The organism is Chryseobacterium sp. FG46 (assembly GCF_057809135.1).
The window spans coordinates 1-25362 of record NZ_JBMDJJ010000042.1; the positions used below are offsets into that span (position 1 = coordinate 1).

The 25362-nt window shown below is 31.3% G+C and carries 34 protein-coding genes and 1 pseudogene; 28 read left to right on the forward strand and 7 right to left on the reverse strand.

The window, feature by feature from the left end; translation table 11 throughout:
• Positions 1 to 134: 134 nt before the first annotated feature.
• Genes ACODR7_RS20085 through ACODR7_RS20095 form a run of 3 tightly spaced genes read right to left on the reverse strand, consistent with a single transcriptional unit; the run spans position 135 to position 1722 of the window.
• Positions 135 to 416 carry a hypothetical protein gene (locus ACODR7_RS20085; protein ID WP_488841874.1) on the reverse strand — a complete coding sequence of 94 codons (282 nt, stop codon included), beginning with the start codon at positions 414 to 416 and terminating at the stop codon, positions 135 to 137.
• Between the two features lie 24 nt (positions 417 to 440).
• Positions 441 to 1289, reverse strand: coding sequence for a hypothetical protein (locus ACODR7_RS20090; protein WP_488841876.1), 849 nt, complete (start codon positions 1287 to 1289; stop codon positions 441 to 443).
• A 49-nt stretch (positions 1290 to 1338) separates the two neighbouring features.
• Positions 1339 to 1722 carry a hypothetical protein gene (locus ACODR7_RS20095; protein WP_488841878.1) on the reverse strand — a complete coding sequence of 128 codons (384 nt, stop codon included), beginning with the start codon at positions 1720 to 1722 and terminating at the stop codon, positions 1339 to 1341.
• A gap of 359 nt (positions 1723 to 2081) precedes the next feature.
• Here ACODR7_RS20095 and ACODR7_RS20100 point away from each other — a divergent pair, with 359 nt between their 5' ends.
• The 23 genes from ACODR7_RS20100 (at position 2082) to ACODR7_RS20210 (ending at position 12766) form a co-directional block, all read left to right on the forward strand.
• Positions 2082 to 2306 carry a hypothetical protein gene (locus ACODR7_RS20100; RefSeq protein WP_488841880.1) on the forward strand — a complete coding sequence of 75 codons (225 nt, stop codon included), beginning with the start codon at positions 2082 to 2084 and terminating at the stop codon, positions 2304 to 2306.
• 65 nt (positions 2307 to 2371) lie between these two features.
• Positions 2372 to 2857 carry a hypothetical protein gene (locus ACODR7_RS20105; protein WP_488841882.1) on the forward strand — a complete coding sequence of 162 codons (486 nt, stop codon included), beginning with the start codon at positions 2372 to 2374 and terminating at the stop codon, positions 2855 to 2857.
• A gap of 321 nt (positions 2858 to 3178) precedes the next feature.
• On the forward strand, positions 3179 to 3523 hold the full coding sequence (locus tag ACODR7_RS20110) for a hypothetical protein (RefSeq protein ID WP_488841884.1): 345 nt from the start codon (positions 3179 to 3181) through the stop codon (positions 3521 to 3523).
• Positions 3524 to 3602: 79 nt separating this feature from the next.
• Positions 3603 to 3932, forward strand: a complete 330-nt coding sequence (locus ACODR7_RS20115) for a hypothetical protein (protein WP_488841886.1) — start codon at positions 3603 to 3605, stop codon at positions 3930 to 3932.
• Between the two features lie 98 nt (positions 3933 to 4030).
• The gene (locus ACODR7_RS20120; RefSeq protein WP_488841888.1) at positions 4031 to 4237 is read left to right on the forward strand and encodes a hypothetical protein; all 207 of its coding nucleotides are present in this window, start codon (positions 4031 to 4033) and stop codon (positions 4235 to 4237) included.
• 10 nt (positions 4238 to 4247) lie between these two features.
• On the forward strand, positions 4248 to 4688 hold the full coding sequence (locus ACODR7_RS20125; protein WP_488841890.1) for a hypothetical protein: 441 nt from the start codon (positions 4248 to 4250) through the stop codon (positions 4686 to 4688).
• 57 nt (positions 4689 to 4745) lie between these two features.
• Positions 4746 to 5291, forward strand: coding sequence for a hypothetical protein (locus ACODR7_RS20130; RefSeq protein ID WP_488841892.1), 546 nt, complete (start codon positions 4746 to 4748; stop codon positions 5289 to 5291).
• A 363-nt stretch (positions 5292 to 5654) separates the two neighbouring features.
• Positions 5655 to 5885: a hypothetical protein gene (locus tag ACODR7_RS20135; RefSeq protein WP_488841894.1), complete on the forward strand. Its 231-nt coding sequence runs from the start codon at positions 5655 to 5657 to the stop codon at positions 5883 to 5885.
• A 180-nt stretch (positions 5886 to 6065) separates the two neighbouring features.
• Positions 6066 to 6269 carry a hypothetical protein gene (locus ACODR7_RS20140; protein ID WP_488841896.1) on the forward strand — a complete coding sequence of 68 codons (204 nt, stop codon included), beginning with the start codon at positions 6066 to 6068 and terminating at the stop codon, positions 6267 to 6269.
• Between the two features lie 48 nt (positions 6270 to 6317).
• A complete protein-coding gene (locus tag ACODR7_RS20145; RefSeq protein ID WP_488841898.1) occupies positions 6318 to 6551 on the forward strand; it encodes a hypothetical protein in 234 nt (77 codons plus the stop codon).
• Positions 6548 to 7255: a recombinase family protein gene (locus tag ACODR7_RS20150; protein WP_488841900.1), complete on the forward strand. Its 708-nt coding sequence runs from the start codon at positions 6548 to 6550 to the stop codon at positions 7253 to 7255. Before ACODR7_RS20145 ends, ACODR7_RS20150 begins: the two co-directional genes overlap by 4 nt.
• 320 nt (positions 7256 to 7575) lie before the next feature.
• Positions 7576 to 7779: a hypothetical protein gene (locus tag ACODR7_RS20155; RefSeq protein WP_488841901.1), complete on the forward strand. Its 204-nt coding sequence runs from the start codon at positions 7576 to 7578 to the stop codon at positions 7777 to 7779.
• 16 nt (positions 7780 to 7795) lie between these two features.
• The gene (locus ACODR7_RS20160; RefSeq protein ID WP_488841903.1) at positions 7796 to 8062 is read left to right on the forward strand and encodes a hypothetical protein; all 267 of its coding nucleotides are present in this window, start codon (positions 7796 to 7798) and stop codon (positions 8060 to 8062) included.
• A gap of 91 nt (positions 8063 to 8153) precedes the next feature.
• Positions 8154 to 8516, forward strand: coding sequence for a hypothetical protein (locus ACODR7_RS20165; RefSeq protein ID WP_488841905.1), 363 nt, complete (start codon positions 8154 to 8156; stop codon positions 8514 to 8516).
• A gap of 12 nt (positions 8517 to 8528) precedes the next feature.
• Positions 8529 to 9011 carry a hypothetical protein gene (locus tag ACODR7_RS20170; RefSeq protein WP_488841907.1) on the forward strand — a complete coding sequence of 161 codons (483 nt, stop codon included), beginning with the start codon at positions 8529 to 8531 and terminating at the stop codon, positions 9009 to 9011.
• A 35-nt stretch (positions 9012 to 9046) separates the two neighbouring features.
• The gene (locus ACODR7_RS20175; RefSeq protein ID WP_488841909.1) at positions 9047 to 9580 is read left to right on the forward strand and encodes a restriction endonuclease; all 534 of its coding nucleotides are present in this window, start codon (positions 9047 to 9049) and stop codon (positions 9578 to 9580) included.
• 18 nt (positions 9581 to 9598) lie between these two features.
• Positions 9599 to 10192, forward strand: a complete 594-nt coding sequence (locus ACODR7_RS20180) for a hypothetical protein (RefSeq protein ID WP_488841911.1) — start codon at positions 9599 to 9601, stop codon at positions 10190 to 10192.
• 3 nt (positions 10193 to 10195) lie between these two features.
• Entirely contained in the window at positions 10196 to 10387 is a 192-nt protein-coding gene (locus ACODR7_RS20185; protein ID WP_488841913.1) for a hypothetical protein, read from the forward strand.
• A gap of 59 nt (positions 10388 to 10446) precedes the next feature.
• Positions 10447 to 10800, forward strand: a complete 354-nt coding sequence (locus ACODR7_RS20190) for a hypothetical protein (RefSeq protein WP_488841915.1) — start codon at positions 10447 to 10449, stop codon at positions 10798 to 10800.
• Between the two features lie 5 nt (positions 10801 to 10805).
• Complete coding sequence (locus ACODR7_RS20195) at positions 10806 to 11048, forward strand: LCI fold-containing protein (protein ID WP_488841917.1); 243 nt, start codon at positions 10806 to 10808, stop codon at positions 11046 to 11048.
• Between the two features lie 17 nt (positions 11049 to 11065).
• On the forward strand, positions 11066 to 11506 hold the full coding sequence (locus ACODR7_RS20200; protein WP_488841919.1) for a hypothetical protein: 441 nt from the start codon (positions 11066 to 11068) through the stop codon (positions 11504 to 11506).
• Positions 11507 to 11614: 108 nt separating this feature from the next.
• Complete coding sequence (locus ACODR7_RS20205; RefSeq protein WP_488841921.1) at positions 11615 to 12388, forward strand: GLPGLI family protein; 774 nt, start codon at positions 11615 to 11617, stop codon at positions 12386 to 12388.
• Between the two features lie 81 nt (positions 12389 to 12469).
• Positions 12470 to 12766, forward strand: coding sequence for a hypothetical protein (locus tag ACODR7_RS20210; RefSeq protein WP_488841923.1), 297 nt, complete (start codon positions 12470 to 12472; stop codon positions 12764 to 12766).
• Between the two features lie 138 nt (positions 12767 to 12904).
• On the opposite strand, the gene ACODR7_RS20215 is transcribed toward ACODR7_RS20210, so the two are convergent.
• A complete protein-coding gene (locus ACODR7_RS20215; protein WP_488841925.1) occupies positions 12905 to 15865 on the reverse strand; it encodes a Tn3 family transposase in 2961 nt (986 codons plus the stop codon).
• A gap of 157 nt (positions 15866 to 16022) precedes the next feature.
• Here ACODR7_RS20215 and ACODR7_RS20220 point away from each other — a divergent pair, with 157 nt between their 5' ends.
• From ACODR7_RS20220 to ACODR7_RS20230, 3 genes are read left to right on the forward strand one after another with little or no spacing between them, the layout of a single operon-like run.
• Positions 16023 to 16241 carry a hypothetical protein gene (locus ACODR7_RS20220; RefSeq protein ID WP_488841927.1) on the forward strand — a complete coding sequence of 73 codons (219 nt, stop codon included), beginning with the start codon at positions 16023 to 16025 and terminating at the stop codon, positions 16239 to 16241.
• A complete protein-coding gene (locus tag ACODR7_RS20225) occupies positions 16229 to 16525 on the forward strand; it encodes a type II toxin-antitoxin system RelE/ParE family toxin (RefSeq protein WP_488841929.1) in 297 nt (98 codons plus the stop codon). Before ACODR7_RS20220 ends, ACODR7_RS20225 begins: the two co-directional genes overlap by 13 nt.
• Before the next feature lie 11 nt (positions 16526 to 16536).
• Positions 16537 to 17088, forward strand: coding sequence for a recombinase family protein (locus tag ACODR7_RS20230; RefSeq protein WP_488841931.1), 552 nt, complete (start codon positions 16537 to 16539; stop codon positions 17086 to 17088).
• A 345-nt stretch (positions 17089 to 17433) separates the two neighbouring features.
• On the opposite strand, the gene ACODR7_RS20235 is transcribed toward ACODR7_RS20230, so the two are convergent.
• Together ACODR7_RS20235 and ACODR7_RS20240 are read right to left on the reverse strand one after the other, a co-directional pair.
• The gene (locus ACODR7_RS20235) at positions 17434 to 20262 is read right to left on the reverse strand and encodes a M16 family metallopeptidase (protein ID WP_488841932.1); all 2829 of its coding nucleotides are present in this window, start codon (positions 20260 to 20262) and stop codon (positions 17434 to 17436) included.
• Between the two features lie 114 nt (positions 20263 to 20376).
• Positions 20377 to 20604 (reverse strand): hypothetical protein, encoded by a 228-nt coding sequence (locus ACODR7_RS20240; protein ID WP_488841934.1) that lies wholly within the window; start codon positions 20602 to 20604, stop codon positions 20377 to 20379.
• A gap of 91 nt (positions 20605 to 20695) precedes the next feature.
• Here ACODR7_RS20240 and ACODR7_RS20245 point away from each other — a divergent pair.
• A pseudogene (locus ACODR7_RS20245) lies at positions 20696 to 21124 on the forward strand (transposase); the annotation flags it as partial.
• A 329-nt stretch (positions 21125 to 21453) separates the two neighbouring features.
• Here the strand turns inward: ACODR7_RS20245 and ACODR7_RS20250 are convergent.
• Positions 21454 to 24429, reverse strand: coding sequence for a Tn3 family transposase (locus ACODR7_RS20250; RefSeq protein ID WP_488841935.1), 2976 nt, complete (start codon positions 24427 to 24429; stop codon positions 21454 to 21456).
• A 147-nt stretch (positions 24430 to 24576) separates the two neighbouring features.
• Here ACODR7_RS20250 and ACODR7_RS20255 point away from each other — a divergent pair, with 147 nt between their 5' ends.
• Positions 24577 to 25200: a recombinase family protein gene (locus ACODR7_RS20255; protein ID WP_488841937.1), complete on the forward strand. Its 624-nt coding sequence runs from the start codon at positions 24577 to 24579 to the stop codon at positions 25198 to 25200.
• Positions 25201 to 25362: the final 162 nt, after the last annotated feature.

Below are 25362 nucleotides of genomic sequence, written 5' to 3' on the forward strand. Positions count from 1 at the left end.
GTTGTTGTCATTCCGGAAGCGCTCCGGTGGTTCCAAAATGGGTGAGCTGGCCATCTTCTGGAAAAGGGATTCACTATAATTTTAAGTCATACTAAAAGCCCTCTAAAAAGAGGGCTTTCAATTCTTTCAGCATGTTACATAAGATGAAAATTAATTTCTATATATTCGTTATTTTCAAGGTCTAAACTTGTCATTTCCCATGAATAAAGAAAAGAAACTAATTTATATTTTTCACATTCTTGATAAAATCTTTTTATCTCTATAAGAGAGAACCATCCATTTAAAATATTTTTTTTGAAAATTCTAACTGTTAACAGATCTGTATCTAACTTAACTTCTATTTTTTTTGAATTATGTGGTGAAAAAATGTTTTTAGCAATTTGTTCAATTTTTTCTAATGTATAATACTCAACCATTTTGTTATTTTTTTTGAATCATTATTAATCATGACAGAAGCCAGCCTGACATCCGGAGCCAGTTCCAAAATTAAAATCTAATTGTAAGCCTAATTTAGAAATTGCTAAAAGGCTTGATTTTTCTTTAAAAGTATAGCCATATAAATCTTCTTGAATAGCGGACCAATACATAATTTCTGGATTTGTATCGAAATTCTTTCTAAGCTGTTGTGCTTCTTTCCAAAAACAATTTTGGCAATTTGAATCTAAAGGAAATTCAATATTAAAAGGCTTCCAGAAATCAATGACCTGTTTATGATTTACTTTATTGTCTATCAAAACAAATTCTCCTATTCTCCATAATACTTCTTTCCATCTATGAATCCATGTATCTGATTTTGATCTATGCTCGCAGTGAGTTGAATACTTCCAGGTGTTAGTAAACCTTTCCATTCTTTCAATTTCATCATATCTATATCCAACTCTCATTTTAACAGGAAGAGAGTGATACATGAAAAGGAATTCAAAAATAGGTTGCATCTTCATTATCGTAGTACAAAACCTCTTTGCTATATTAGGAATGGCTTGTTTTATTGCCAACATTTGTTCCCATCCAATTCCTCGGAGCCAAATTATTTCCCTTCCTATAATCTGTTCTAAATCAAACATTGTTTTGAGAATCATAGGATCTTCAGAAGTGGCAACAAATTCATTTTGGTGTTTACAATACTTCTGAAGGCGATCATTAGCCATTTGTACAAGCTTTTTATCAAGCTGTTTCCCAGCATTGTGAGAATCTATACACACTAAACTAAAAATCTCTAAATCGGCAGGAAAATGATAAGCTAAGTAACTGCTAGTTTTTCCTCCAGATAATGAATTAGCTGTAAGCATAATTAAGAAAAAATTAAAGGGGAAAAGATTTTTCCCCAGATTTGTGTAACTATTTTATTTTATCAACTCTGTACTTTAATCCTAATCTTATTAGTACATTTCTTTGCTTATTGCTTATATACCCTACTTGCTTATATCCAACTCCATTTCTCTTAAAGATTTCTTTCCATATTCTTAATGTAAAAGAATCAATTTTATAACCTGCGGAAGTCATAAATTCTTCATTTATTTTAGCAAAATGATATAGTTCCCCATCTGTCATTTTAGCAAGCGTTTCTTCTACATCTGAAACTTTCATCTTTTTTACTGTATCATAATGTGAATCATCAAGAGAAGAGAAAGCCAAATCAATAAATGGTTTTGCAAGTTTTAAATCTTCTTCCGTTAGTTCTATTTCTCCGAAAGACACAGTTGGAATTTTAAATGTTTTCATAGTATGTTTGCAGACTTTATACTCCTGCACCGGAGTGTTTTACTACTGTAAATATACGAAAAAATATTTAAAAGTACACTAGTAAAGTAAACCTTTTTATATAATATTTTTAAATTTTTTTTCATTATTTTAATGTTGTTCATATCATGGATTAATTTATTTTTTTTCCTTTATTAAAAAAGAGCACCTGCCATCGCAAGTGCTCTCAAGCTCCAAATTTTAAATTATATTAATGCTGGGAAGCATTCTCAATTGCATAGTTATAGATAATATTTTTTATATCATTACGGGTTTCCACAATTTCAAATTGAAAAAAATTAGTATATCTTTTTTGTATATTTGTTATAGAAGAAAATAAAATGATTGCTGCATTACTAGAAATATTTCAACGTAAAAGAATTAATAAAAACTTGACATTAGAAGATGTTGAAAATTTAACTTTGTCTCATGGCTTGAAAATAAATTCATATACAATTATGAAAATTGAAAATGGAGATATCTCACCTAATTTAGATCAACTAATAGTTTTATTAAAAGCTTTAGAATGTAATTTAAATATCGATGGTATTGAAATAGTTCCATGATTATAATGATGTACAAATCTTCCGAAATAATAAAGGGGAAGAATAATTAATTTTAACTAAAAGATATGGATTTAGAAACTATTATAAAATTAATTCTTATAGTAAATATTTTATGGTGTTGTTTTTTTTCAATATATTTTTTACTAAATAAGTACACTTCATACAAGGTTCATTTACTTTCTTGTATTAGTCTTTTATCAAATTTGGGGCTGCTCAAACAAAATAAATTATTAATTATTATTTTTCTTTCCTTTATTCTTATAGTTAGCTTAGGTCGCCAAATCTATCTATTCTACCAACACCAATATATTGTTAATATAGATAAAGTGCTGAAAAAATTTGCAAAAAAATATAATGTCTCCAATTTTACAAAAACGAATAATTTTGATTTCAAAGATCTAGTAGAAAAAGCTAATGAAGTTTTCAATGATAAAACTTCAACAACATATGATAAATATTTAGCAGTCAAAGTTCTAAGTAGGATTGCAAAAACCTCCGATTTGATTACAAAATATAAAAAAATTACTGGAAGAGATATTAATCAAAAATGAAAATGCTCAATAAAAACAGGTAACAATCTCTAAGAAATAAGTTTACCAAAACGATACTTTTAGTAAACTCTATTATTTCAATTGAATTCTGAAAATAATAGTAAGAAATATGGTTTACATTGTGTTTTACTTTTCAATTTAGTTTACTTTTAAAAAAAACAGGTTATAGTGAACCAAAAAGTATAAAGTTCTACCATATTATATAATAGAACTTTTTTATGAAAAAATAGTTTACTTTACTAGTGTACTTTTAAATATTTTTTCGTATATTTACAGTAGTAAAACACTCCGGTGCAGGAGTATAAAGTCTGCAAACATACTATGAATAGATTTACTATCAATGCCTACAATGTTGTAACAAATCCTACTGAATATGTAATATTTGAAAAAAATAATATTTACATCAGGATTAGAACTGCAAAAATATCTGATAAATGGTGTGCTACTACATGTTATCAATTTATGCCATGTTACTCAGGATATAGTTCTCTACCATCAACTTGTGATAAAAAATATAATACAGAAAAAGAGGCATTCTTGATTCAATTAGATTTTGTTAAACAAAGACTAATAAAAGAAGATAAAATTAACTTTATTGCACTTCCTTACATAGACTCTGCAGTAACTACTCATTTCCCATCAGAAATACAATTATCATTATTTTAATATATAATGTCTCCTTATTTCTTTTAAAGACCTAGGGGACTTATTTTCTTTTCCCTTTATTAATTTTAAAAATATCTAAATGAAAGTATTACAATTAACAAATGAATCTATTTATACAAAAATTGATTATTGGACTACAGAATTCCTGAGAAATGAAATAGTTCAATATTGTTTAATAGCCTATGCAGGAGTATATTTACTCTGGTTACTTTTTTCTCATCTTACTGAACCTTATCCAATAATATCTGCTGAAATAGTATTTAGGGATAATTCGAAAGCTGAATTAACAGGCGAATTCGAAGTATTTCCTAATGGTAAATTCAAGCATCTGGAAACAGGAGCTACTTTTCATAAAAAAGATATTTTATATAAAAAACATGTTAAAAAAGTAGTAAAAAAAAATATTTAAAATAGTTTACTTTACTAGTATACTTTTAAATATTTTTAATATATTTACAATATAATTATAAAGCACCGGAGCAGGTGGATAAAGTCTGCGAACATACTATGAAAATTAATACAGCACCTTATCATGTAATTTTTGAAATTACCAAGATTACTGGAAAGCTTTTACCTGGTTCAACTTTAGAAAAGGGAGAGCGCTTTGTAGGAGAATATCATCCAAGTAATAATATGATATTTTTTGAAGATGTTAATAGCCAAGAGTGGTGGCTAAAACCTGATCAAAATTGCGTAATAATCTGTTCATTTTAAATTAGTTAATATGGAAAATACTTGTAGAAAAGTAAAATTCAAAGTTCTAAAATTAGATGATATAAGAAAATCTGGCTCAACTTTGGAAATAAATAAGTGTTATTCTGGTCTTTATTTTCCTGGAAACAATTGTGTTCAGTTTACCGATATAAATAAGCAAAATTGGAGTTTTTGGGTAGGAGATACTTGCATAATTATGGAATCTGAAGAAAACAATGAATCAGCGAAACTTTTCAAAGTAATATATGAAAATCCTAAAAAGATTTTGTATAAATCTCCTACTGCTAAAGAGTATACATTTGAAAACGGTATTGATGAACTCAAAGAAACTGTAATTATTGGTGAAGATGATCATTCATATTTAACCAGAGAGATATCCCCTGGAACTTATACCGGGATCCACAAATCACGACTAGTAAATTTTTTAAATTTGCAATTAAGTTTATTTTAATATAATAGTCTCCTATCAGATAAAGAATAGGAGCTATTTTTAATCTTTAATATAACAATGAAAATAATAGAAAAACAAAAGACATCTAAAAAAGATGAAATTATAAGAGCAATAATTTCAAATATTGGATCTATTATTGTAAGTGTGTTTGCATTAGCAGCTTCAATAATACTAATATTATCTATCTTTAACACTGATACAAGCATTAAAACAAGAAATGGTAAAACTTTTAACCATATCAGCTCTTTAAAAGGTTCAACTGAAAAAGGAGGAATATTCTATTTAGGATTTGGGACTATTAGTAATACCGATTATTATATTTTCTTGAAAGAAGATCATAGATTCAATGGATATACTAAAGAAAAAGTTCCAACTTCCCAAACAATTATTATTGAAAAGGATACTATTCCAAATATTCAAATGAACTTCCAAATAAAAGAAAAATCTATAAAAAGAACAATGTTTGGAAATGATGAAACTATAATAGACAGTAATGAATATGGTACCTTAAATAGGATTCCAGAACAAATAAAGTACAAATACATAATTACTGTACCAAAAGGGACAATCACTCAGAATGAAATTTTTGAGCCTCTTAATTGAAAAAAAATTAAAAATATTATATAAAAAGGTTTACTTTACTAGTGTACTTTTAAATATTTTTTCGTATATTTACAGTAGTAAAACACTCCGGTGCAGGAGTATAAAGTCTGCAAAAATGCAAATGTCTACTAAAAATCTATACACCGCCGAAACATTACCTATTTACATTTTAATGGTAATAATTGTTCTTACCTTGTTTACTTCATATCATGGTTTAAAATGCCTTAGATATATAATATCGAATCATCCATACAAATACTATAAGTTGTTTGAATTTGGGGTATCAGCAACTCTATTAACAATTTTCACAATACTTTACTTCCTTTATTAAAAAAAATTGGTAAGTATATACCACTTTATACAATGGAAACAATAAAAATAAAAAAAGTTGCTTGCCCTTTTTGTAAAAGAAAAGAAGACGATAAAAGGGGTGAAGGCTGTTGCAATTGTGATCATACAGGCTTAGTACCATTCGGTGAAGATCATATTTTTAAAAGTCAAGAAGAGGCGATAAATCACGATCCTGAAATTTCATATTATGACTTGAATATGAATAGAAAACAGGGACTACCAAATAACTACAAACCTTTTTAGTGTAAACTAATACATAATTACCAAAAAATTGAACTCCGGTGCAGGAGTATAAAGTCTGCAAAAAAAACATGAAAAATGCTATTAAACCACACAAAGACAGACTCTCTTCAAGAGAAGGTTTATTCTTATTAGCCTTATTGATTCTTCTTACGATTGTTGTTGATAATTTAAAATTTTGATATGTACGAACAAATCAAAGAAGAAGATCTGGATGTCGCTATTTTCAAAGCTGAAAAAATAAGTAAAGAGCAATGTAGATTATTATATATAATAAAGAGTTACAATGATGATGACGCTGAACTTTATTATATTGACGAAAACGGCCTAGTTGGAAGTTGGGAAGAAATTATTGCTATTTTTGATAATGGGATAAGAACCCTTTAATTTGAAAGTCTCTCTATAAAGAGAGACTTATTAAAAAATAAATTAATAATGGAAAAGTTTGAAATTAAAGAGATTAGAAAAAAAATTGGTAATTTGATTGAAAAAAGCAGAATTAATCAAAATTACTCTGAAGATAATATTTCTAATGATGTAGGAATAAATAATAAAACTCTCAATAAAATTGAAGCTGGGAAGTTTTCTCCCTCCTCAGATTTACTTTTTACGATATTTAATAAATTAAGTATTGAGGTGAGAATTGATAATGAAATAATTAAATTATGACTTTTGGATATGCAAGAGTTTCTACTACTGATCAGCATCTAGAAACTCAATTTAATGAATTAAAAAAACTAGGAGTAGAAAAAATATTTTCTGAGAAAATCTCTGCAAAAAACCTAGAAAGAGTCGAACTCAAATTACTACTCAGTCAGTTAAGACCAAATGATAAAGTTGTTGTAACCAAAATAGATAGATTAGCAAGATCATTAAAAGATTTAATCTTTCTTTTGGATGAGTTTTCCAAAAAAGAAATAATACTGCAAATAGGACCTACAATATTTAACTTCACCACTCCAGAGGGAAGATTATTTGCTACTTTATTTGGAAGTGTGGCCCAATATGAGCGAGAACTAATTAATGAACGAACAAAAGCAGGCTTATTAGCAGCTAGAGGAGAGGGGCGAGTAGGAGGTAAACCAAAAGGATTAAGCGCTCTGGCTAAAAGTAAAGCAAAAAAAGCCTACGAACTAAGAGAAAAGGGTTTATCTATTTCTGATATCCAAAAAACACTCGATATTAAGAGTAAAAGAACTTTGTATAGTTATATACGATATGAAGTTGATAGCAGATCTATTTTAGAAGATAGAGAAAAAACAGATGATGGTTTATGGCTTCTCTCAGGTAGTGAAAATGAGAAAAAAACGAGAGTCTACTTTAAAAGTAGTGAAAATGAGAAAAAGAGTAGTGAAAATGAGAAAAATAGGTAGTGAAAATGAGACTTTTTTTTAAAAAAATTTTCTTTTTTTATAATAATATGAGCTAAAAGCGGAGTGTTTAATTGTTTTTTCTCCTTTATTTAAAAAATAAAAAGCTCATGAGCCATAGGCGAATACCTTTTTTAATAAAACTAAGTACTTTTACTACTAACTGTTTAGGTTGCTGGAAACACTTTATTCATGCAGGATTAAGCCAGGTTTGAAGTAGTGAAAATGAGAAAGTGAGGGAGTGAAAATGAGAAATGGAGTAGTGAAAATGAGAAAATAGCCTTTTTTTTAGGGAGTGAAAATGAGAAAAATATATAAAATAAATGATGAATCAACCTTATTTAGTGATCTTCTTAGTTACAAAAGTGAATAAAGGAGCTAGGTTGTCTGGGTCTACAGTAGTTGCCGGAGAGCGTTTTGTAGGAGAATACAATCCTTTAAGGAACAAAGTATCTTTTGAGGATGTAAATGGGCAAAAATGGACGTTTTATGTAGGAACCTCATGTGAAATAATAGAAAGATTTTAAAACCAAAAACTAGAAGATGAAAAATAAGAAAATTATAGTAGAAGATGAGAAATCTATTAAAATTTATGATGAAGCATTAAAAGGAATGGATATTTCCTTTTTGTTTAAAGAAAAAAAAGAACTTTACAGCTCTTTTTTAGATGAAAATCATTTAGAACTTTGTGACCCTGATATAATAGAAAAACTTTCTAAAATTCATCAGATGTCTGGGGGAATGTCTTTTTTAATAATAGAAAAGAAAAGAATTGCTGGTGAAATTTTAAACTTACTAATATCAAAATAAGAAAAAAGGAAAGGAAATACACATAAAAATAAACTCTCCTGAAGAACTTCAAAATTATATTTCCGGATAATCTGAAAAAAAAATCTCTATAATGAATACAAACTTTTTGTTTATAGCACCTATTAATCCTTTTAATTATACTGCTTTTATTTTTGTAAGCTTATTGGCTATTTCTTACGGTTATTTTAAATGGTTTCCTGAAAGGAAAAAGGTAGGTAACCATTGGAATTTATTTAGGGTTTTGCAAATAATAGGAATAATAGGATATGGTATATACTTAGGGTTTGAGTTACCTGTCTTACAAACAAAAATTGAAAAAACGGATAGAAGTTTGGAAATTTTTTTGGAGTTTGTGGGACCGCTGCTAATTACAACTGTTTTAGCTTTTGTATGTATTTTTTTTGCTTCATTTGGTATTACTAAGCTTTGGATTATAATATGTAAAAAGAAATAATCACAAAAAACGATGATAGAAAAAGAAAAAAGACTTCGTATTGTGAATGTCAGGAAAAGAAAATATTCGTTGAGCATAATTCGTAAAAATATACTACTTACAGGTGACGCAGAACAACTTTTCAAAGAAAGTTCCTATAACTCAGTAGTAATTTTTGAACCATATTTAGAGATCTATAATATTTTTCAATTTTTCAGAGAGAAATTAGGTATACATATAAATATTAGTCCCTACGGAGATATGGTAAGTTGGAGTTTCAATGTATCAGATATATATAATGATCCAGGAGTTCCAGCTACTTGCAGATTAGCAGTGAGGAAAATTTCAGAAAATAGGCTGAATCAAAAATTTGTTTCATATTTCTCTGCAGCAAAAGCAAGTATTAAATATACTAATACTATTTTCAACCAGAGAGAAAAGTTTAAATTTATTTACAATGGAAAGGAAAGATTTAATTATTCTCTATCGTTACACTTAAATCAGAAGACTAATTAATAATCTCAAGAAACGATAAAATAGCACCAATTGCAATGGAAAAATATTATACACAAATTATTATACTCCTTTTAGTTTTAATAATGTTTGTATTATTCTATACAAAATCTTTTAATAGACACAAGTATAACCAAAGAATAAGTAAGACTATTTTAGTAAAAATTAATTCCTTTCAATATGAAGGACAAAAAATTAATTACTTAAGAAAAATTAATCCATTTGTCTTTGAAGAGCTTTTGTTAGATGCTTTTTTGCAAAAAGGATATACAGTAAAAAGAAATAAGAGGTATACTAATGATGGAGGTATTGATGGGATTGTCTTCAAAGATGATATTAAATATTTAATTCAAGCAAAAAGATATAAAAGCTATGTAAATAATGCTGATCTAATTTCTTTTATAGAACTTACTAAAAAACATAATTGTAGAGGTTTTTTTTGTCACACAGGTAAAACTGGAAAGAATGGAAAAAATTTGTATAATCAAACAGATGTAGTGGAGATTTATAGTGGGTCCAAATTATTGCTGCTCATCAACGAAATCAATGAAAAAAAATTTAAAAAGCCATAATAAACAAAAAATATAGAAATGATAAATTATACTCAGGAAAATCTCAATGAAGATTTATTATTTATATCTTCTTATGTGGAGCTGGAAAATTCCAGTTTAGCGAAAGTTAAAAAGTTTTTAAAAGAAATTTTGCCAGCTCGTAAGTTTGAGCATCTTTATGATTCATGGGCTGGAAGATATGACAAAGAAAATAAGGTAGGACAGTTTGGTTCATTTTTTACAAATATTGAACATAAAACACAAGCTTTGTTTATATTGAATTGGGGTATAGAAATACAGAATTTAGATGAATACTTTCTTACTTTACAGAGTAGTCCTATTGCAAGTATCACAACTACACCACCAGTTAAAATTGAAAGATTACACTATCTGCTTGTTTTTTTTCTTAATCATGGAATAAATAAGCTAGATGAATTTTCATTAATCGAGTTGCCAAAAGAACGTTATGGGAATTCTTATAATTGGGGCAATTATATTTTATCCTTAAATAAACTAGAACAGTTTCGATTATTATCACATGTTTCTAAATATTGTAATGAACAAATAGAAAATGCTAAAAAGAATAGGGAACTACTGAAAGGTGCAACCATATTTCATCATAAAACACTCTAATTAATGGAAAAAGATAATACAATTAATACAGCCAATAATTTTGCATCAAACTGGACTAAAACTATTGAGTTCTTGGAGCAAAAAAAATCAAATAAAGAAAGTTTAACATTTGATGAAGAACAATGTTTAATAGCTTTTGATACAGTTAAAAAACTAATTTATAGTCTTCATGTTACTAAAGGTAGAAGACGTTGATGAAGCTACTAATGAAATTATTCATATAATTCATTCTCTTAATAAATAATCTTCCAGTGATGATAAATGAATATTATAAATTATTAAATACCTTATATAGAGACATTGACTTTAAAGAGGATTGGAAGGTCTATCCAGTAAGGGTTGAAACAAATGCTTCATGGCATATTGATGGAAATACTTTGTACTTTCAATTGTCTGAAGATGAATTTGAAGAAAATGATGAAGATAGAATTTTACCACATCGTGTAGATGATGATAGTTGGGGTGAATATGAAATAATGAAGCCTTGGCGTTTTTATGAAAAGGTCATTTATGAGGGGGAAAAATATACAGGACTATTAGTTGATACACATGAAGACGGAAATGAGTTTTTGATGATATTCCTTAACGAAAATAAACTAAATAAATAAAAATTATGCGAAATTTTATTGTTATACTCTCTGTCCTTTTTCTTTTTCTTGTTGCTTGTATTTATTTTAGAACTGGTTATTTTGAGAGTTCAATAAGTACAAATGAAACAACTTTCTATATAAAAGGAAAGGATCCGATTACATCAAAAAGATATTACAGAGATTTATCCGGAAATTGGATTTTACTTGACAAGAAAGTTGTTATTACAGAGGATAATCGCCATGCTATGGATTTAAAAACAAACTAATCTCAAACAACAATCTTATGAAATTAGAAAATCACTTGCAACAGTTAACCGTTAAACAAAAATATATTATAGACAAAATTTCAAGTAGTAAACATTTAATTATAAAGTATTTGCTATTGCTTATTGTTTGTTTGATATGTTTAATGGCTATGGGATTAAATTATTATGAAACTAATGAAATTAAATTTCTGGTGCTTGCTATTCTGGTAATTATTATTCCAATATACTTTTTAAGTTCCAAATTAATAAAGGAAGTAAAATATCATAAGTTTTTAATAGAAGATGTAAATTTCTTAAAAAACGATGCTAATAACGTATTTAGTGGAGAAATCTATCTTTCTAATGGTAAAAAAATTACAGGGATTTTCTATAAAATGAAGAAGGGAAATTATAAAGAAATTGAAAGTAACACTTTATACAAGAGAGAATGTATTTTATCCGTAAATGGAGAAAATTAATGTTTTAATTATAAAAACAATGGATAAAAAAATCATCTTATAGATATATCTCAATATGCCAACTCGCAAGTAATATTTTAGTATATTAAATTCCAAAAATTATACAATATGAAAATGACATTATTTTTCTTTATTATAGCTGCATACAGTTTAAATATATCTGCACAGGATAAAAAAGCTGTTATGGAAATAAACTATGAAACAAAACTAATTTCTGATAGTTTAAATAGAGATAAGTTCTCTCTTTTTGCTTCTACCTTGCTTTGTAATAATCAGCAGTCAGTTTATTTTAATCGCGATGCCAAAGCTTTTTATAAAGGAACTTCAAAAGAAACAATCAACACTTCATTTGGGGCAATTCCAAAATATCCAAAATCAGTATCAAGTATTTATAAAGAAAATGAAACTCTCACAGCTTCTTTACCTGTTGGAAAATACATTTTCACTTTTGAGGAACCAAAATTAATGTGGGAAATATTAGAAGATGTAAAAACTGTAAAGGGCTTCAAAACAAGATTAGCCAAAACTACTACCGATACAGGAGATGTTTTTTATGCCTGGTTTACTCCTGATATCCCTATAGCAGATGGTCCTTTTAGATTTAAAGGTCTATCAGGTTTAGTTTTAGAGGTTTATAATAAGGCCAAAACAATAGAAATTTATGCTACAGATATTAAGAAGTCTGAAGAGATTATTGAACCTCTAAATTATGGTGATGATATTAAAGCTAAATCTAAAAAACAGTTCTTAGAAGCTAGAAAAAATTATTCGGAGAATCCATCTATGTACAATGGAAATTTAAAAGTTTTAGATGAAAATGGTAATGATAAAACTAAAATGATGACCGACAGGATTAAAAAAATTAACACTTACCTAGATTGATTCTTTTTTTAATAAAAAATAATTTGGTAGTTTGGGATTATTTTATAAATTTAACACACATTAACAATAAAAATATTAATTATGAAAAAATTATTTTTTACAGGAGCTTTACTTCTATCCTGCCTTACTTTTGCAAATAATAAAGAAGAAATCAAAGTAAAAACTACAGAAAAAACCGCTCAGATCACTGAGGTTAAAGAACTCACAAAAGAACAAAAACAAGCCTTAGCAGCATTCTTTGCTTGGTGGTCAGTTTCTTACCAAAATGCTTGTGGAGGAACCAACACAGTATTTTTCCAGTCAGATAATGCAGATGGCAGCCCAGGATTTATACGAGAACTGGCATTTGCAGTAAACTCTTCTTATGGAGATTGCTAATCATAATCAATTTTATAAAAAAAGGAGCGTAGTAAAATTACGCTCCTTTTTTATTGGGGTCAGTCGACGAAAAGTAAAATTTTGTACGTTAAGGGTAAAATCTATTGATTTTTAAATTTCAATAGACTGACTAAATGATTATACTTTTCTTAGCGATCTAAACTCTCCTTTTTTAAGCTTGATACGATCTTCCCAAACATAATCTCCGGTAAGGTGAATATGTTCCCATCCTAAAGGAGAAAGATGCTGAAGTAAATCTTCATTAATTTCTTCGCCCTGTTCTTTCAGGTGCTGCACTGCTTTTTCAATATAAACCGTATTCCATAAAACAATAGCAGCAGTTACCAAATTAAGACCACTTGCCTTATACCGTTGATTTTCAAAACTCCGTTCTCTGACTTCTCCAAACCTGTTAAAATATACGGCTCTTGCTAAAGCATTTCTGGCTTCCCCTTTATTAAGTCCCGCAGTAACTCTGCGCCTAAGTTCCGGACTCATGTACCAGTCAAGCATAAATAAGGTTCTTTCAATTTTGCCTAATTCCCGTAATGCTACAGCCAGTCCGTTTTGCCTTGGATAACTTCCAATCTTCTTGACAATCAGTGAAGCTGTAACAGTTCCATTTTTTATGGAAGCTGCAAGTCTTAAGATTTCATCCCAGTTTTGAATAATCTTTTTACTGTTGATTGTTCCTCCTATATGTTCTGATAATGCAGAATATCCCGTAGATGCTTCAGGAATGAACAGCTTCTTATCATTCAAATCTCTGATTCTTGGGGCAAATTTAAATCCTAATAACTGCATCAAAGCAAAGACATGATCGGTAAACCCCGAAGTATCCGTATAATGTTCTTCTATCTGTACATCAGATTCATGATAGAGAAGCCCATCCAAAACATAGGTTGCATCCCTCACTCCTACATTGATAACCTTGGTATGGAAAGGTGCATACTGATCGGAGATATGAGTATAAAACTGAACTCCGGGACTGTTTCCATATTTCGGATTAATATTTCCGGTTCTTTGGGCATAGCTTCCGGTGGCAAAACGCTGACCGTCCGAAGAAGATGTTTTTCCTTCTCCCCAGTAAGAAGAAAATGAGTGACTTGATTGAGTATTGATAATTTCAGCTAATGCTGAAGAATACGTTTCATCCCGGATATGCCACGCCTGAAGCCAGGAGAGTTTTGCATAGGAAGTTCCCGGAGAAGCTTCAGACATTTTTCTTAAACCCAAATTGATGGCATCTGACAGTATTACAGTAAGTAACAGGTTTTTATCATCAGCTTTATTTCCGGATTTTAGATGAATGAACTGATTTGTAAATTCCGTCCACTGATCTACTTCTTTCAAAAGATCGGTAATTTTAATAAGAGGAAGCAAACCGTATATTTTTTTTCCTAAAATTTCAGCTTCTTCTGGAGCTGTATTTTCAAGAGGTTTAATTTTTATTCTGTCATTAATAATAGAAGTGTCCGGAAGTTCATTCCTTTCAATGAGTTTACAGACGATTTGTATTTTATCTGAAAGAAGTTCCATCCGTTCCGAGAGAAACTCTTCGCCATTCAACGCTATATTCAAAGGAACTTGATTCTGATCTCTCATTTCAGTAAACCTGTCTGAAGGAATAAGATAATCTTCAAAATCTTTGTACTGTCTTGAACCCTGTACCCAAAGATCTCCGGAACGCAGATGGTTCTTGAGTTCAGAAAATATACACAGTTCATAAAACTTTCTATCAGTGCCATTCTCCGTAAATACCAGTTCTTCCCATCTTTTTCTTATAAAACTTGATGGAAGCTTTTCCGGCAATTTTTTTATTTTTCCTTCATATAGGTCTATCAGAATATTTACTGCTTTCAAAATATCTTCTGCTACCGGGGCAGAACGAAGTTCCAACTCTTTCAAAAATTCTCCACCATATTTTTTGATCGTGAAATATTTATCGGATATAAAATACAGGGAATCAAAATTTTGTTTAGCCGTTAAGGTTTTAGCTTCCGAAATACTTTGAGCCAGAGCTTCCCATGAAATAACCGACTCAACAGCATCGAAAGGATCTTCTCCGGTTTCTCTGGCATCAAGAAGTGCATTTCCTATTTTAAAAAATATACCGAGCTGTTCTCCCATGGATTTTCCGGATTCCTGCATTTTTTGAGCTTGTGTATTCTTGGCATATCTGAACAAAGAACCGATGATTTTATCATTCATTTCTATAATTTCATCGATAATAGAAGCTTTGGTTTCCAGAAGTATTGCCACCAATGTTGCGTATCTTCGGGATTCTTCAAAATCCCTTAGATGCTGTGGTGTCATCTGTCTCCCTTCTCTGGCTATTTTTAGTAATCGGTTTTGATGAATATCCTTACCAATATCTTTCGGGAGATTAATCTCTTTTATTATTTTCAATCTCTTTATATGCATCAGTAAAAATTTGGAATTGACCGCCTGTGGGGATTGCTTTAGCCAATTTAGTTGACTGATGCTGCTTTTTTCCTGTACGTTAAGAAGAGCATCTAATAAATGTTTTTGATGATTGGACAATGAAGAACTCAGGGTATCATAAATTTGCTTTTCTGCATTGAGTAGGACTTCTGAACAAAGCCTTTCAATTGTATTGATAGAAGGAAGTTGTATTTTATTTGTCCTTAAATAAATGATAAATTCTTCAGCGATAATTACAGCTTTATCTGTTTGTAATGCTTTATCATGAATATATTTTAAAGAAACTTCTTGCTCAAATTCACTATATGTTTTGAATCCAAAAAATTTTCTGATCAATACAATATGCTCTCTTCTGGTAACATCCCGAATAGCGTATTTTTCCCAAACAGAAGGATTAATCTTAAGCTGTTCGCAAACATATTGTAGAAGTAAAGAATCCGGAGCTTCATTAGATTTTAAAACCTTTCCAGGAAACCGTAGATAACATAGTTGAATAGCAAACCCTAATTTGTTTGCACTGCCTCGACAATTTTGCTCAATAATTATAATATCAGATTCGGTAAGAGTATACCAACGTATGATATCTTCTTTTAAAACAGGAGACTCAATTAAATTTTCTTTCTCTTTTTCAGATAATATTTTTCTTAAAGCCATAATTTCAAATTATTCTTTGCACAAACGATCCTTTTTGCAACAGAACTCAGAATGTTCGGGAAGCATGAATTTTACAGTCGCAAAAAAGTATTGCAAAATAAAAATATTTTGCGATATGTTTGTGCGAAATTTTTATCTTTGTGTAAATATTCTTATCATGAAAAGTATTGTTATTTACCCCGATAATCCAAAACAGTTCTCTGTTATTGAAGCTTTTTTAGAGGAAATGAAAATCCGTTTTAAAAGCCAGGAAGATATTATGATTTCTGAAGAGATAAAACAATCTGTGTTAGAAGGTATAAAAGATGCAGAAGAGGGAAGGATCATTTCAAGTGAAGAAGTAAGAAAAAAAGCGGAGGCTTTATGTTCGAAATAGAATGGACCGAAAAAGCAGAACGTTTGTATCTGGAAGCTTTAGAATTTTGGATCAATCATAACAAGTCTGCCACTTATTCAAAGAAGATCGTAAAACAAGTTTCTGAAAAAGAAGATTACATTGCCAACAATCCTTATGTTGGACAGGAAGTTTTTGATATTCCCGGTGTTCGCTATGTGGTCATTCTTAGAAAATTTTTAATTTTTTATAGAATCAATAACAATACAATTCAAATTCTTTCCTTTTGGGACGGACATAAAAATCCACAAGATTTAGAGTTATAAAAATAGGATCTATGTTAATAGGATATGCCAGAGTCTCCACTCAGGAGCAGGATAATTCGGTTCAGATTGAAGCTTTGAGAAAAGCGGGTTGTGAACTTATTTTTGAGGAAAAAGCTTCCGGTGGAAGATGGGAGCGTCCGAAACTTAAAGAGCTTCTCAGCCATCTTCGCAAAGACGATATTGTTATTGTCTGGAAGCTGGACAGGCTTTCCCGATCACTGAAGGATCTTCTCTTCTTGATAGAACAGATTGAAGGTAAAAAGTCAGGATTCCGAAGCCTTACAGAATCTATTGACACAACCACATCTTCAGGAAGAATGATGATGCAAATGGTAGGGGTTTTTGCAGAATTTGAAAGGGAAATGCTTAAAGAACGAACTAAAAAAGGACTTGAACATGCTCGAAAAGAAGGGAGAATTGGCGGTAGAAAGCCCAAATTAAAAGAAGTCCAAAGAAAAGAAATAAAACATCTTATCCAATCGGGACGAAAAACAGCTCCTGAAGTAGCCAAACTATTCGATGTTCATCCCGCTACTATTTATCGATTAATTAAATATCATTAAATAGAATTTGTCTCACAACTCAATGATGTGGGTTGAGAATCTTCTATAATAAAACCATTCTCGGGTAGGAGGCTGAGAAAAAACATCTATTGTAGGGATCAGCTCACGAAAAGTAAAAAAAACGGGTTAAGGATAAAATCTATTATAAATAATAATTTTAATAGTTATTATGAATTATTATTCATTCTTACTGGTCTTAACTCTCCCGGTTTTAAAGTTATTTTATTATTCCAGACATAATACCCTCTCCAAGTCTTTTAAAGTGTACTGCTCTTGCCAAAGCATTTCTGGATTTCCCTTTATTAAATCCTGCAGTAACTATCCGGCTAAGTGGTGGCTAGTTAGTTATTTAGTGGGGTCTGTTTTTTTAGCCTTTTCCCACCCGTCTTTCGGCATTAGTGTTGCTATATTTTTTTCTTTTGTAAGGTATTTTTTAGCAACATCCTGAAGATCTTTTACAGTAAGTGCTTTTACTTTATCCGGATAATTCAGAATAGCATATTTATCACTGCTGTCTACCTGATTTTGGGAAATTCCCTGTAACCAGAATCCGTTGTTTTTAAGGCTTGTATTATATTCGTTGTATTCTCCTTCTTTGTATTTATCAAGGTCTTTTTGCTCAGGTCCTTTGTCTATCAACTTCTGTAGTTCAGCTATTACACTTTTTGTAAGCTTATCCACATTTTCAGGGCCACAAGGAAAATTAATATTAAAATCATAAGCGCTGTATGGAATTTTCATGAAGCTTCCACTTGCTCCGCCTCCATAAATACCACTTTCGTCTTCTCTTAGTTTTTCAAGAATTTTAATGGTAGCTACTTCACCAAGGGCTGAAAGGGCAAAGGCTTCTTTCTCATTATAAGGAGCTTCTCCGCTATAGGAAATTGCAACAAGGCTCTTCGGCTCTTTTCCTTTTTTATAAACCTTTGTATATCCTCCTTCCACAGGTCTGTAACCTGTATCTTTAAATGTAGATGATTTTCCTGTTGCAGGAAGTGATGCAATATACTGCAGCACTTCATTTTTAAGCTGTGCTTCATCTATATTTCCTACAAAATAGAAGTGAAAATTGCCTGCATTGGCAAATTTCTGTTTATAGATATCATATGCCATTTTATAATCTGTATTCGCCCAATCTTTTTCTGTAGGTTCAAGCCCAATAAATCTCGGATTTTTCTGATTGATAAATTTTGAATATTCATTAGAAAAATAATATTGCGGATCTGAATCTACATTGGCGAGCATTGCAGATTTCTTTGCTTTATAAGCGTTGAATGCATCAGGGTTATAATTTAAATCTGTAAAACAAGCATGGATCAGCTCCATAGCTGTTTTTAAATCTTTTTTCGAGCTCGTTCCGGAAACACCTTCTGTAGGTCCACCGACATAAGAGCTTACACTGACCTGCTTTCCTGCAAGATAATTCGTAAGATCTGTCTTGGAAAGCCCTGCTAATCCAGCTTCCAGCAAAGCATCGAAAGCGAACTGTGTTTTAATATAACCGGCATCCGGAATGACTGATACTCCACCTAGACTTATCGCTGTAAAAACAATTTCATCATCTTTAAAATCTGTTTTTTTGAAAGTAACCTTAGCTCCGTTGCTTAATGTCCAAGTGGTTGTTACTAATTTGGCATCCGCTTCTGTTTTAATAATTTCCCCCTCAGATTTGAATGGCTTTATTAAGCTCTCAGCTTTAGCTTTTCCTTCATAAGGTTTAAGGTCAGCCATTTTCATGGCATCAAATGTATTCAGAACCATAGCCTCTGTTGGCATTTTAATATTATCTTTTTCCGGTCCTGTAATCACTATCACCCTGCTGTCATCCTTTGCCAGCCTTTCGATAATTCCATTAGTTTGTTCCAGTGCTACGGTTGGAAGAACTTTTTTAATATGGTCATACCCCCAGGTAATTCCAGGGATGGGTTCCTGTCTTAGAAAGTTGCTTACATATCCATCAATCAGGTCATCACTTTGGTTTTTGTCTTTGTTATTGTAAGCCCATTCGTAAGAAGAAAGCATCTGTTCTTTTGCTTTGTCAAGTTCAGATTGGGTAAATCCGAATCTTTTTGCTCTTTCCACTTCTTCCAAAAGAACTTTCAGTCCATTCAGCTGATCACCATCTTTTGTAGCAGCCGATCCCTGAAATGCTTCTTTGCTTCTTGCATAAGTTCCTCCGTGGTATACAGAACCATAAGTAAAGGGCGGATTTATGGAATTAACCAGTTCGGCTAATCTGCTGTTCAACATAATATTCACAAGACCTTCTACAAGGCTTTGATCATACTGCTGAACAGTTACATCGGGTTGATAAGCTTTAGAATCTTTGATGATAAACTGTACTCCGGAACCTGTAGCATCAGGATCTGTCTCAATAGCTACCAGAGTTTCTTTATGGTTTGGAAGGTCAAAAGACTTTCTTTCTTTAGGTTGGGAAGGATTTTTATATTTGCTGAAATTATCCTTAATTTTTTTCTCGATTTCATCCACATTGATATCTCCTACTACTACAATCGCCATCAGATCCGGTCTGTACCAATCCTGGTGGAATTTTCTGATAACATCTGGTTTGAAGTTTTCAATTACTTCTTTTTTCCCGATCGGAAGTCTTTCTGCATATTGAGATTTGTATAAAAGCTTTGGTAGGTATTTATCCATCATTCTCTTATCCGGTCCAAGGCCTAATCTTAGTTCTTCAAGTACTACGCCTCTTTCTTTATTGATCTGTTCGTCAGAAAGTGTCGCGTTAAATGCCCAGTCCTCCATCACTTTCAGGCCAGCATCGAGATTGCCGGGTTTATCCAATGGAACAGGAAGCATGTAAACCGTTTCGTCGAAACCTGTAGAAGCATTAAGGTCCTGTCCGAACTTTACCCCAATAGACTGTAAAAAGTCTACTAATTTATTATCCGGAAAATTTTTAGTTCCATTGAAGTTCATGTGCTCCATAAAGTGAGCCAATCCTCTTTGATTTTCATCTTCAAGAATAGATCCAGCATTGATTGCCAGACGGAATTCTACCTTTTTCTCAGGTAAAACATTTTTTTTGATGTAGTACTTCATTCCGTTGGAAAGGGTACCTATTTTTACAGAAGGATCCACAGGTATGTTCTGTGCAAAGACATTTGCAGACATCAAAAAGATGACTGAAAACGAAGATAATATTTTTTTCATCTATTTATTTTTTGACATTCAAAAATATCAATTCTCTATACAATTCGTTTTTTAACTATTGAACATTAATTTATTTTAACAAAGACACAGTTTAATTTACAGTCTCTTATTTCATTAACGATGATAGTATGGTGACTTTGCATTCGGATCTCCATACCCGTTGTTGTGGTTAATGAGTGGATCAGTATTTTTTTTTGAATCTTCCGACACTTTTCTAATAAATTCTTGGTTTTTATCTTCTTGAGATTTTGAAATTTTATTGTCTGAATAGTCAATTTGTGGTGATTGTGAAGCACAACTGAACAAAATTCCAATAAGACTTAAAACTATTATTTTTTTCATTCTAAATTCTGTTTCTTAAAAGCAAGCAAAAAAAATACCAACTTGGTAAGATTCTACAATGATTTTGGCATGGAGAGACCCCTTTCGAATTTACGGTTACAAACTACATGCAGTTTGTTCTTTAAACAGTGTTTTTCAAAGCATAGATTTAAGTCCTGCATCAATTCATGACTTTCATTTTTTAAAAGATATTAGAGAGTAGTTATCTTATTATGTTTTGCTTGGTGATAAAGGTTATCTCTCATTAGAGATACAGATTGATTTGTTTAATTATGCGAATATTACTTTAGAACCCCCCAAAAGAATCAATCAAAAAAACTATAAACCCCAATTTTACTTATTCAAAAAGCATAGGAAAAGGATTGAAATCTTATTTTCACAACTATGCGATCAGTTTATGATTAGACGAAATTAAGCTAAAACTTTTGAAGGATCCAAAACCTGAGTATTAGCAAAAATTACAGCTTTAACAACAGTTCAGTTCATTAATAAAAACTATTTCAACAGAAATATAATTTAAAATGCACAACGGGTATTATTTATAATAGATTTTATCCTTAACCCGTTTTTTTTACTTTTCGTGAGCTTGATCCCTAAAGTGGACAAGTTATTCCATACTCACCAGTTATTATTTATTAATTCAATCATATTAATCTATCAAAGAATTATTTTTGATAGATTTTATCCTTAACGTACAAAATTTTACTTTTCGTCGACCGACCCCTTTATTCCACAAAACAATAATATGAAGCAAACCTGACTAAAAATTTCTCATGCAGATCTTGAGGTCCGGCAACGATTCCTTCATTAAACAGCCAGATGTAACTTAATGTAAACATTTTCAATTTGTTACATTTTCACATTTACAGGAGCGTTGAATTCAATATCAGGCCCTTTTCTTTCCATATCCAATGAATAGGTTCCAAACCTATTAATATTTTCTCTTCGGAAAGGAGATGTTCTTGCCAGAGCTTCGGCATCTATAGAGAAGCCTTCTTTAGACAATTCGCTAATTACATTGGTCATTGTAATGACGTTGTAAAGAATAATCATGTTAGCCACAAGATGATTATATTTTATTACTTTTTGTTGTTCATGCCTGATATTTTCAGCAATAAGGCCTTTGTTTCCAAACATCACCCATTGAAGGAAGTCATTAAATTCTTCACTTTTGCAGGTGGCCGAATGAATCATTTCCCTTATTTCCGATTCTGCAATGTATTGTAATAAAAATATAGTCCGTATCACACGTCCGAGTTCTCTTAAAGCCAAGTAGAGTTTATTCTTCCTTGAGTAGGTTCCTAGTCGTCTGAGAATGGCAGAAGCATTGATTTTTCCTTCTTTGATAGACAAAGCGATACGAAGCAAATCCGGGATATTGGCTTCAATGAGATCCCATTTTATAGTATCTTTAAAAAGAGAACCAATATGCTTATAATCTTCGTCTTTATGAGATTTATAAAATTTTAAATTTTTTATCCCCCTTATTCTGGGCATAAGTTTGATACCTAATAGATATGCCAACCCAAATACAGCTTCACTTTGTGACTGTGTATCTCCATGGATAGTATCTGGCTGTATATCTGCCTTATTTTTCTGTACTCCATCCAAAATATAGATTGCCTCATACACGCCACATGGGATAAAATGGCTAAATAAAGCAATATATGTATCTGATAAATGATAATATCCTATGCCTCCTGACCCCAGATATCGTAAATGATTCTCGCTTAAAAGGTTTTGCTCATAAATATCCCATTTGGTGCCATCTACGGAGGCACTCTTACCTGTCCCCCATATTTTTGGTAATGAAAATTTATTGTAGGCATTGATAACTTTGGTAATAGCTTCATCAATTTTTTCTTCCGTTGAATGATGCAGATTTAACCAGGCGATTTGCTTGCGATTAATTTCAGCTATTGAACGAGAGGTTTGGGTTGGACCGAGATTGCAACCATAACAAAATAATGTAATGATAAACCTGCGTTGATGATCTATTAATTTAGTGTTGTGACCAGATAAAGGTTTAAATCCGTTGCTTAATTCCAGCCATTTTTCCATATAGATTAAGATATCAAGGATATTGGTTTCAACCAAACGGTTATCCATTGCCTTATTGATTTTATCCAATATGGCAGGTGTAGGCTTACTTTTAATACGATGGATAACAAGTTCTCCGTTTTCGATTTTGACCTGATTGTTATCCATGAATTTATGATCTGTATTTTTAACTGACTCCTGTAGAGAATTTTTTAGATCTTTAATCAATAAAGAAGGCTCAGTATTAATACCTATTAATTCCCCATATTGGCTAATTTGCGTTTCATATTCTTTCCAACTGATCAGCTGATCCCGGAAGTCACCATATTTATCACTGCCTGTTATAACCAAATCACCGGATTTTAATTCCTGAGCTATAGTGGCAAATAAACAAAGCTCAAAATAATGTCTTTGTACCTGGGAAATATTATTATTGCGTGTTGTACTTCCTGTAATAAGCTTCCACCATTTATTAGGGATCCAGGAAAGATTTACATCTTCTGCATTTAATGTTGATTTTCTGTTGCGCCGATTATCCACAATTAAAGATAAAGATTCAAGAATAGAATCATCCTTTGTTGTAGGAAGCAAATTCATATGACTAATGCAATCAAAAATCAATGAACGCTTGTTTTGATAGAGTACCAACATGAATGGAAGATAGTTATTGTTAGAATAAGCCAATTGCTTTTCACAACGTTTTATAAGTTCCACAGGGTCCTCTTTAAATGTTTCGGAAATAGCATTGAACCTGTCTTCTTTTGTACCTGAAGTCTGATAAGCCATAACTATATCTCGTAATGTTATTACCAAACCATCCATTTGTTGTACCTGTGAAAGACGATGCTGCTCTAAGGCATCATTGGCATTATTAAGCAATTTTTGAATGATACGAATAAAAATATCGGTGATATCATCTATTGCCTTTTGGGTCTGGGATTGTATAAATAAAGTAGCTAATGCAAATTTTTTATGTTCCGCTAGCTCATTCATATTGGCAATGTTTAGAGCTCTAGCCTCAGTAATGCAGCGTTTTAACTTGAATGTAGCTAAAGTAATATTTTGAGGCAAATAATCCTGTAAACTTCTCAGCCAATGTAGATGCTGGGCAAACTCCCGGATATTATTTACCGTTGGTTTTTTAGGTTCCCGCTTGATAAGATCCCATAAGCTTTTAGAGTTGTCGTTTTTATCAATAGGGGTAAGGATATCCAGGATCATTGCTTTTGCAGAATAGGATAATGAATTATAAATGTTTTCAAAAATTTTTCGGTTAACCTTAGCTCTTGCTGCTGTAGCCTCCCGCAAAAATGTACCGAATGACGGGAGTTCATACCGAAGATTAGCCATTACTTCCAGTCCAATATTAATGATATCTACAATTTCTTCTTTTGTTACAGCTGCCTGTTGCATAGAAGATTTAAGAAAATTAAGGGTAGTACTGCTAACAGGAGTGATGCCGAGATACTCACGAATAATTTTCATATGCCGCTGCCTTGCCCCTGATGCATCGTATGTATTCATGTTTTTTACTTTAAATTTAATTCCAAGACACTCTGTTAAATAATTTAATAAAGTTTCTGAAACATCGCTTACCGAAACAAAGTATCCTAAACGTTGAAAAGTCTTAAGTAAAATAATAAATCCAAAACGAGATGTAGGAGTACGGGAATAAAGATTTGCTAATTCAATTTCTTCCATAGTAGGGGTGTAAACCGTTACTAAATCTTCAATTGAAGGATTAGACTTTAATCTTGGGTAAGCGGTTTGATGAATAGCAGCCATAGGTTTTAAATTTCAGTATAAAAAAACGTCCCTTTGATTTGACTTTTAGAGGGAGCTCAAGAACATCTAAATATTTGTATGAAAATTAATAAAAATAGTCAAATAAAAAGGTATAATAATCTAAGTATGATTATATTTGATTTAATAATGTATAAACATATACTCATCAATACAATGAAAATAGGATACGCGAGGGTTTCTACCCAGGAACAAAATTTTGAACTCCAAGAAGATGTTTTAAAAAAAGAAGGCTGTGAAATTATTTATAAAGAAATTGTTTCTGGAGCTAAAGCTGACAGGCCTGAATTAAATAAGCTTATTGAGCATATCAGAAAAGGAGATGTTGTAATAGTTTATAAACTGGATAGATTGGGAAGGTCTTTGAAACATCTTTTGGAAATGGTAGATTTTTTTAATAAAAAAGAGGTGGGGCTTCGAAGTATAAACGACAGTATTGATACCAGTACACCACAAGGACGATTGTTTTTCAATATCTCGGCATCCTTCGCTGAGTTTGAAAAGGATCTGATTCGGGAAAGAACGAAAGCAGGCTTAGAAGCTGCAAGAGCTAGGGGCAGAAAAGGAGGACGAAGAAGAGGAATGAGTAAGGAAGCTGAGCAAAAAGCGATTCTTGCAGAAACTTACTACAGAGAAGGGAAAATGAGTGTCATTGAAATCTCCAGAGAAGTAGGAATCTCGAAAATGACTCTATATAAATACTTAAGACATAGAAATGTCCCTATTAGTGCCTATACCCATCAAAATAAATGATCATCAAATACTTTTGATATACCAACCTGAAGGAAAATGTAACTAATTGTATTTTAGCCAATTAAAACGCATCTGGCTGTTTAATGAAGGAATCGTTGCCGGACCTCATCTTCCGGTGTTGTTGTCGTTCCGGAAGCGCTCCGGTAGTTTTAAAATGGGTGA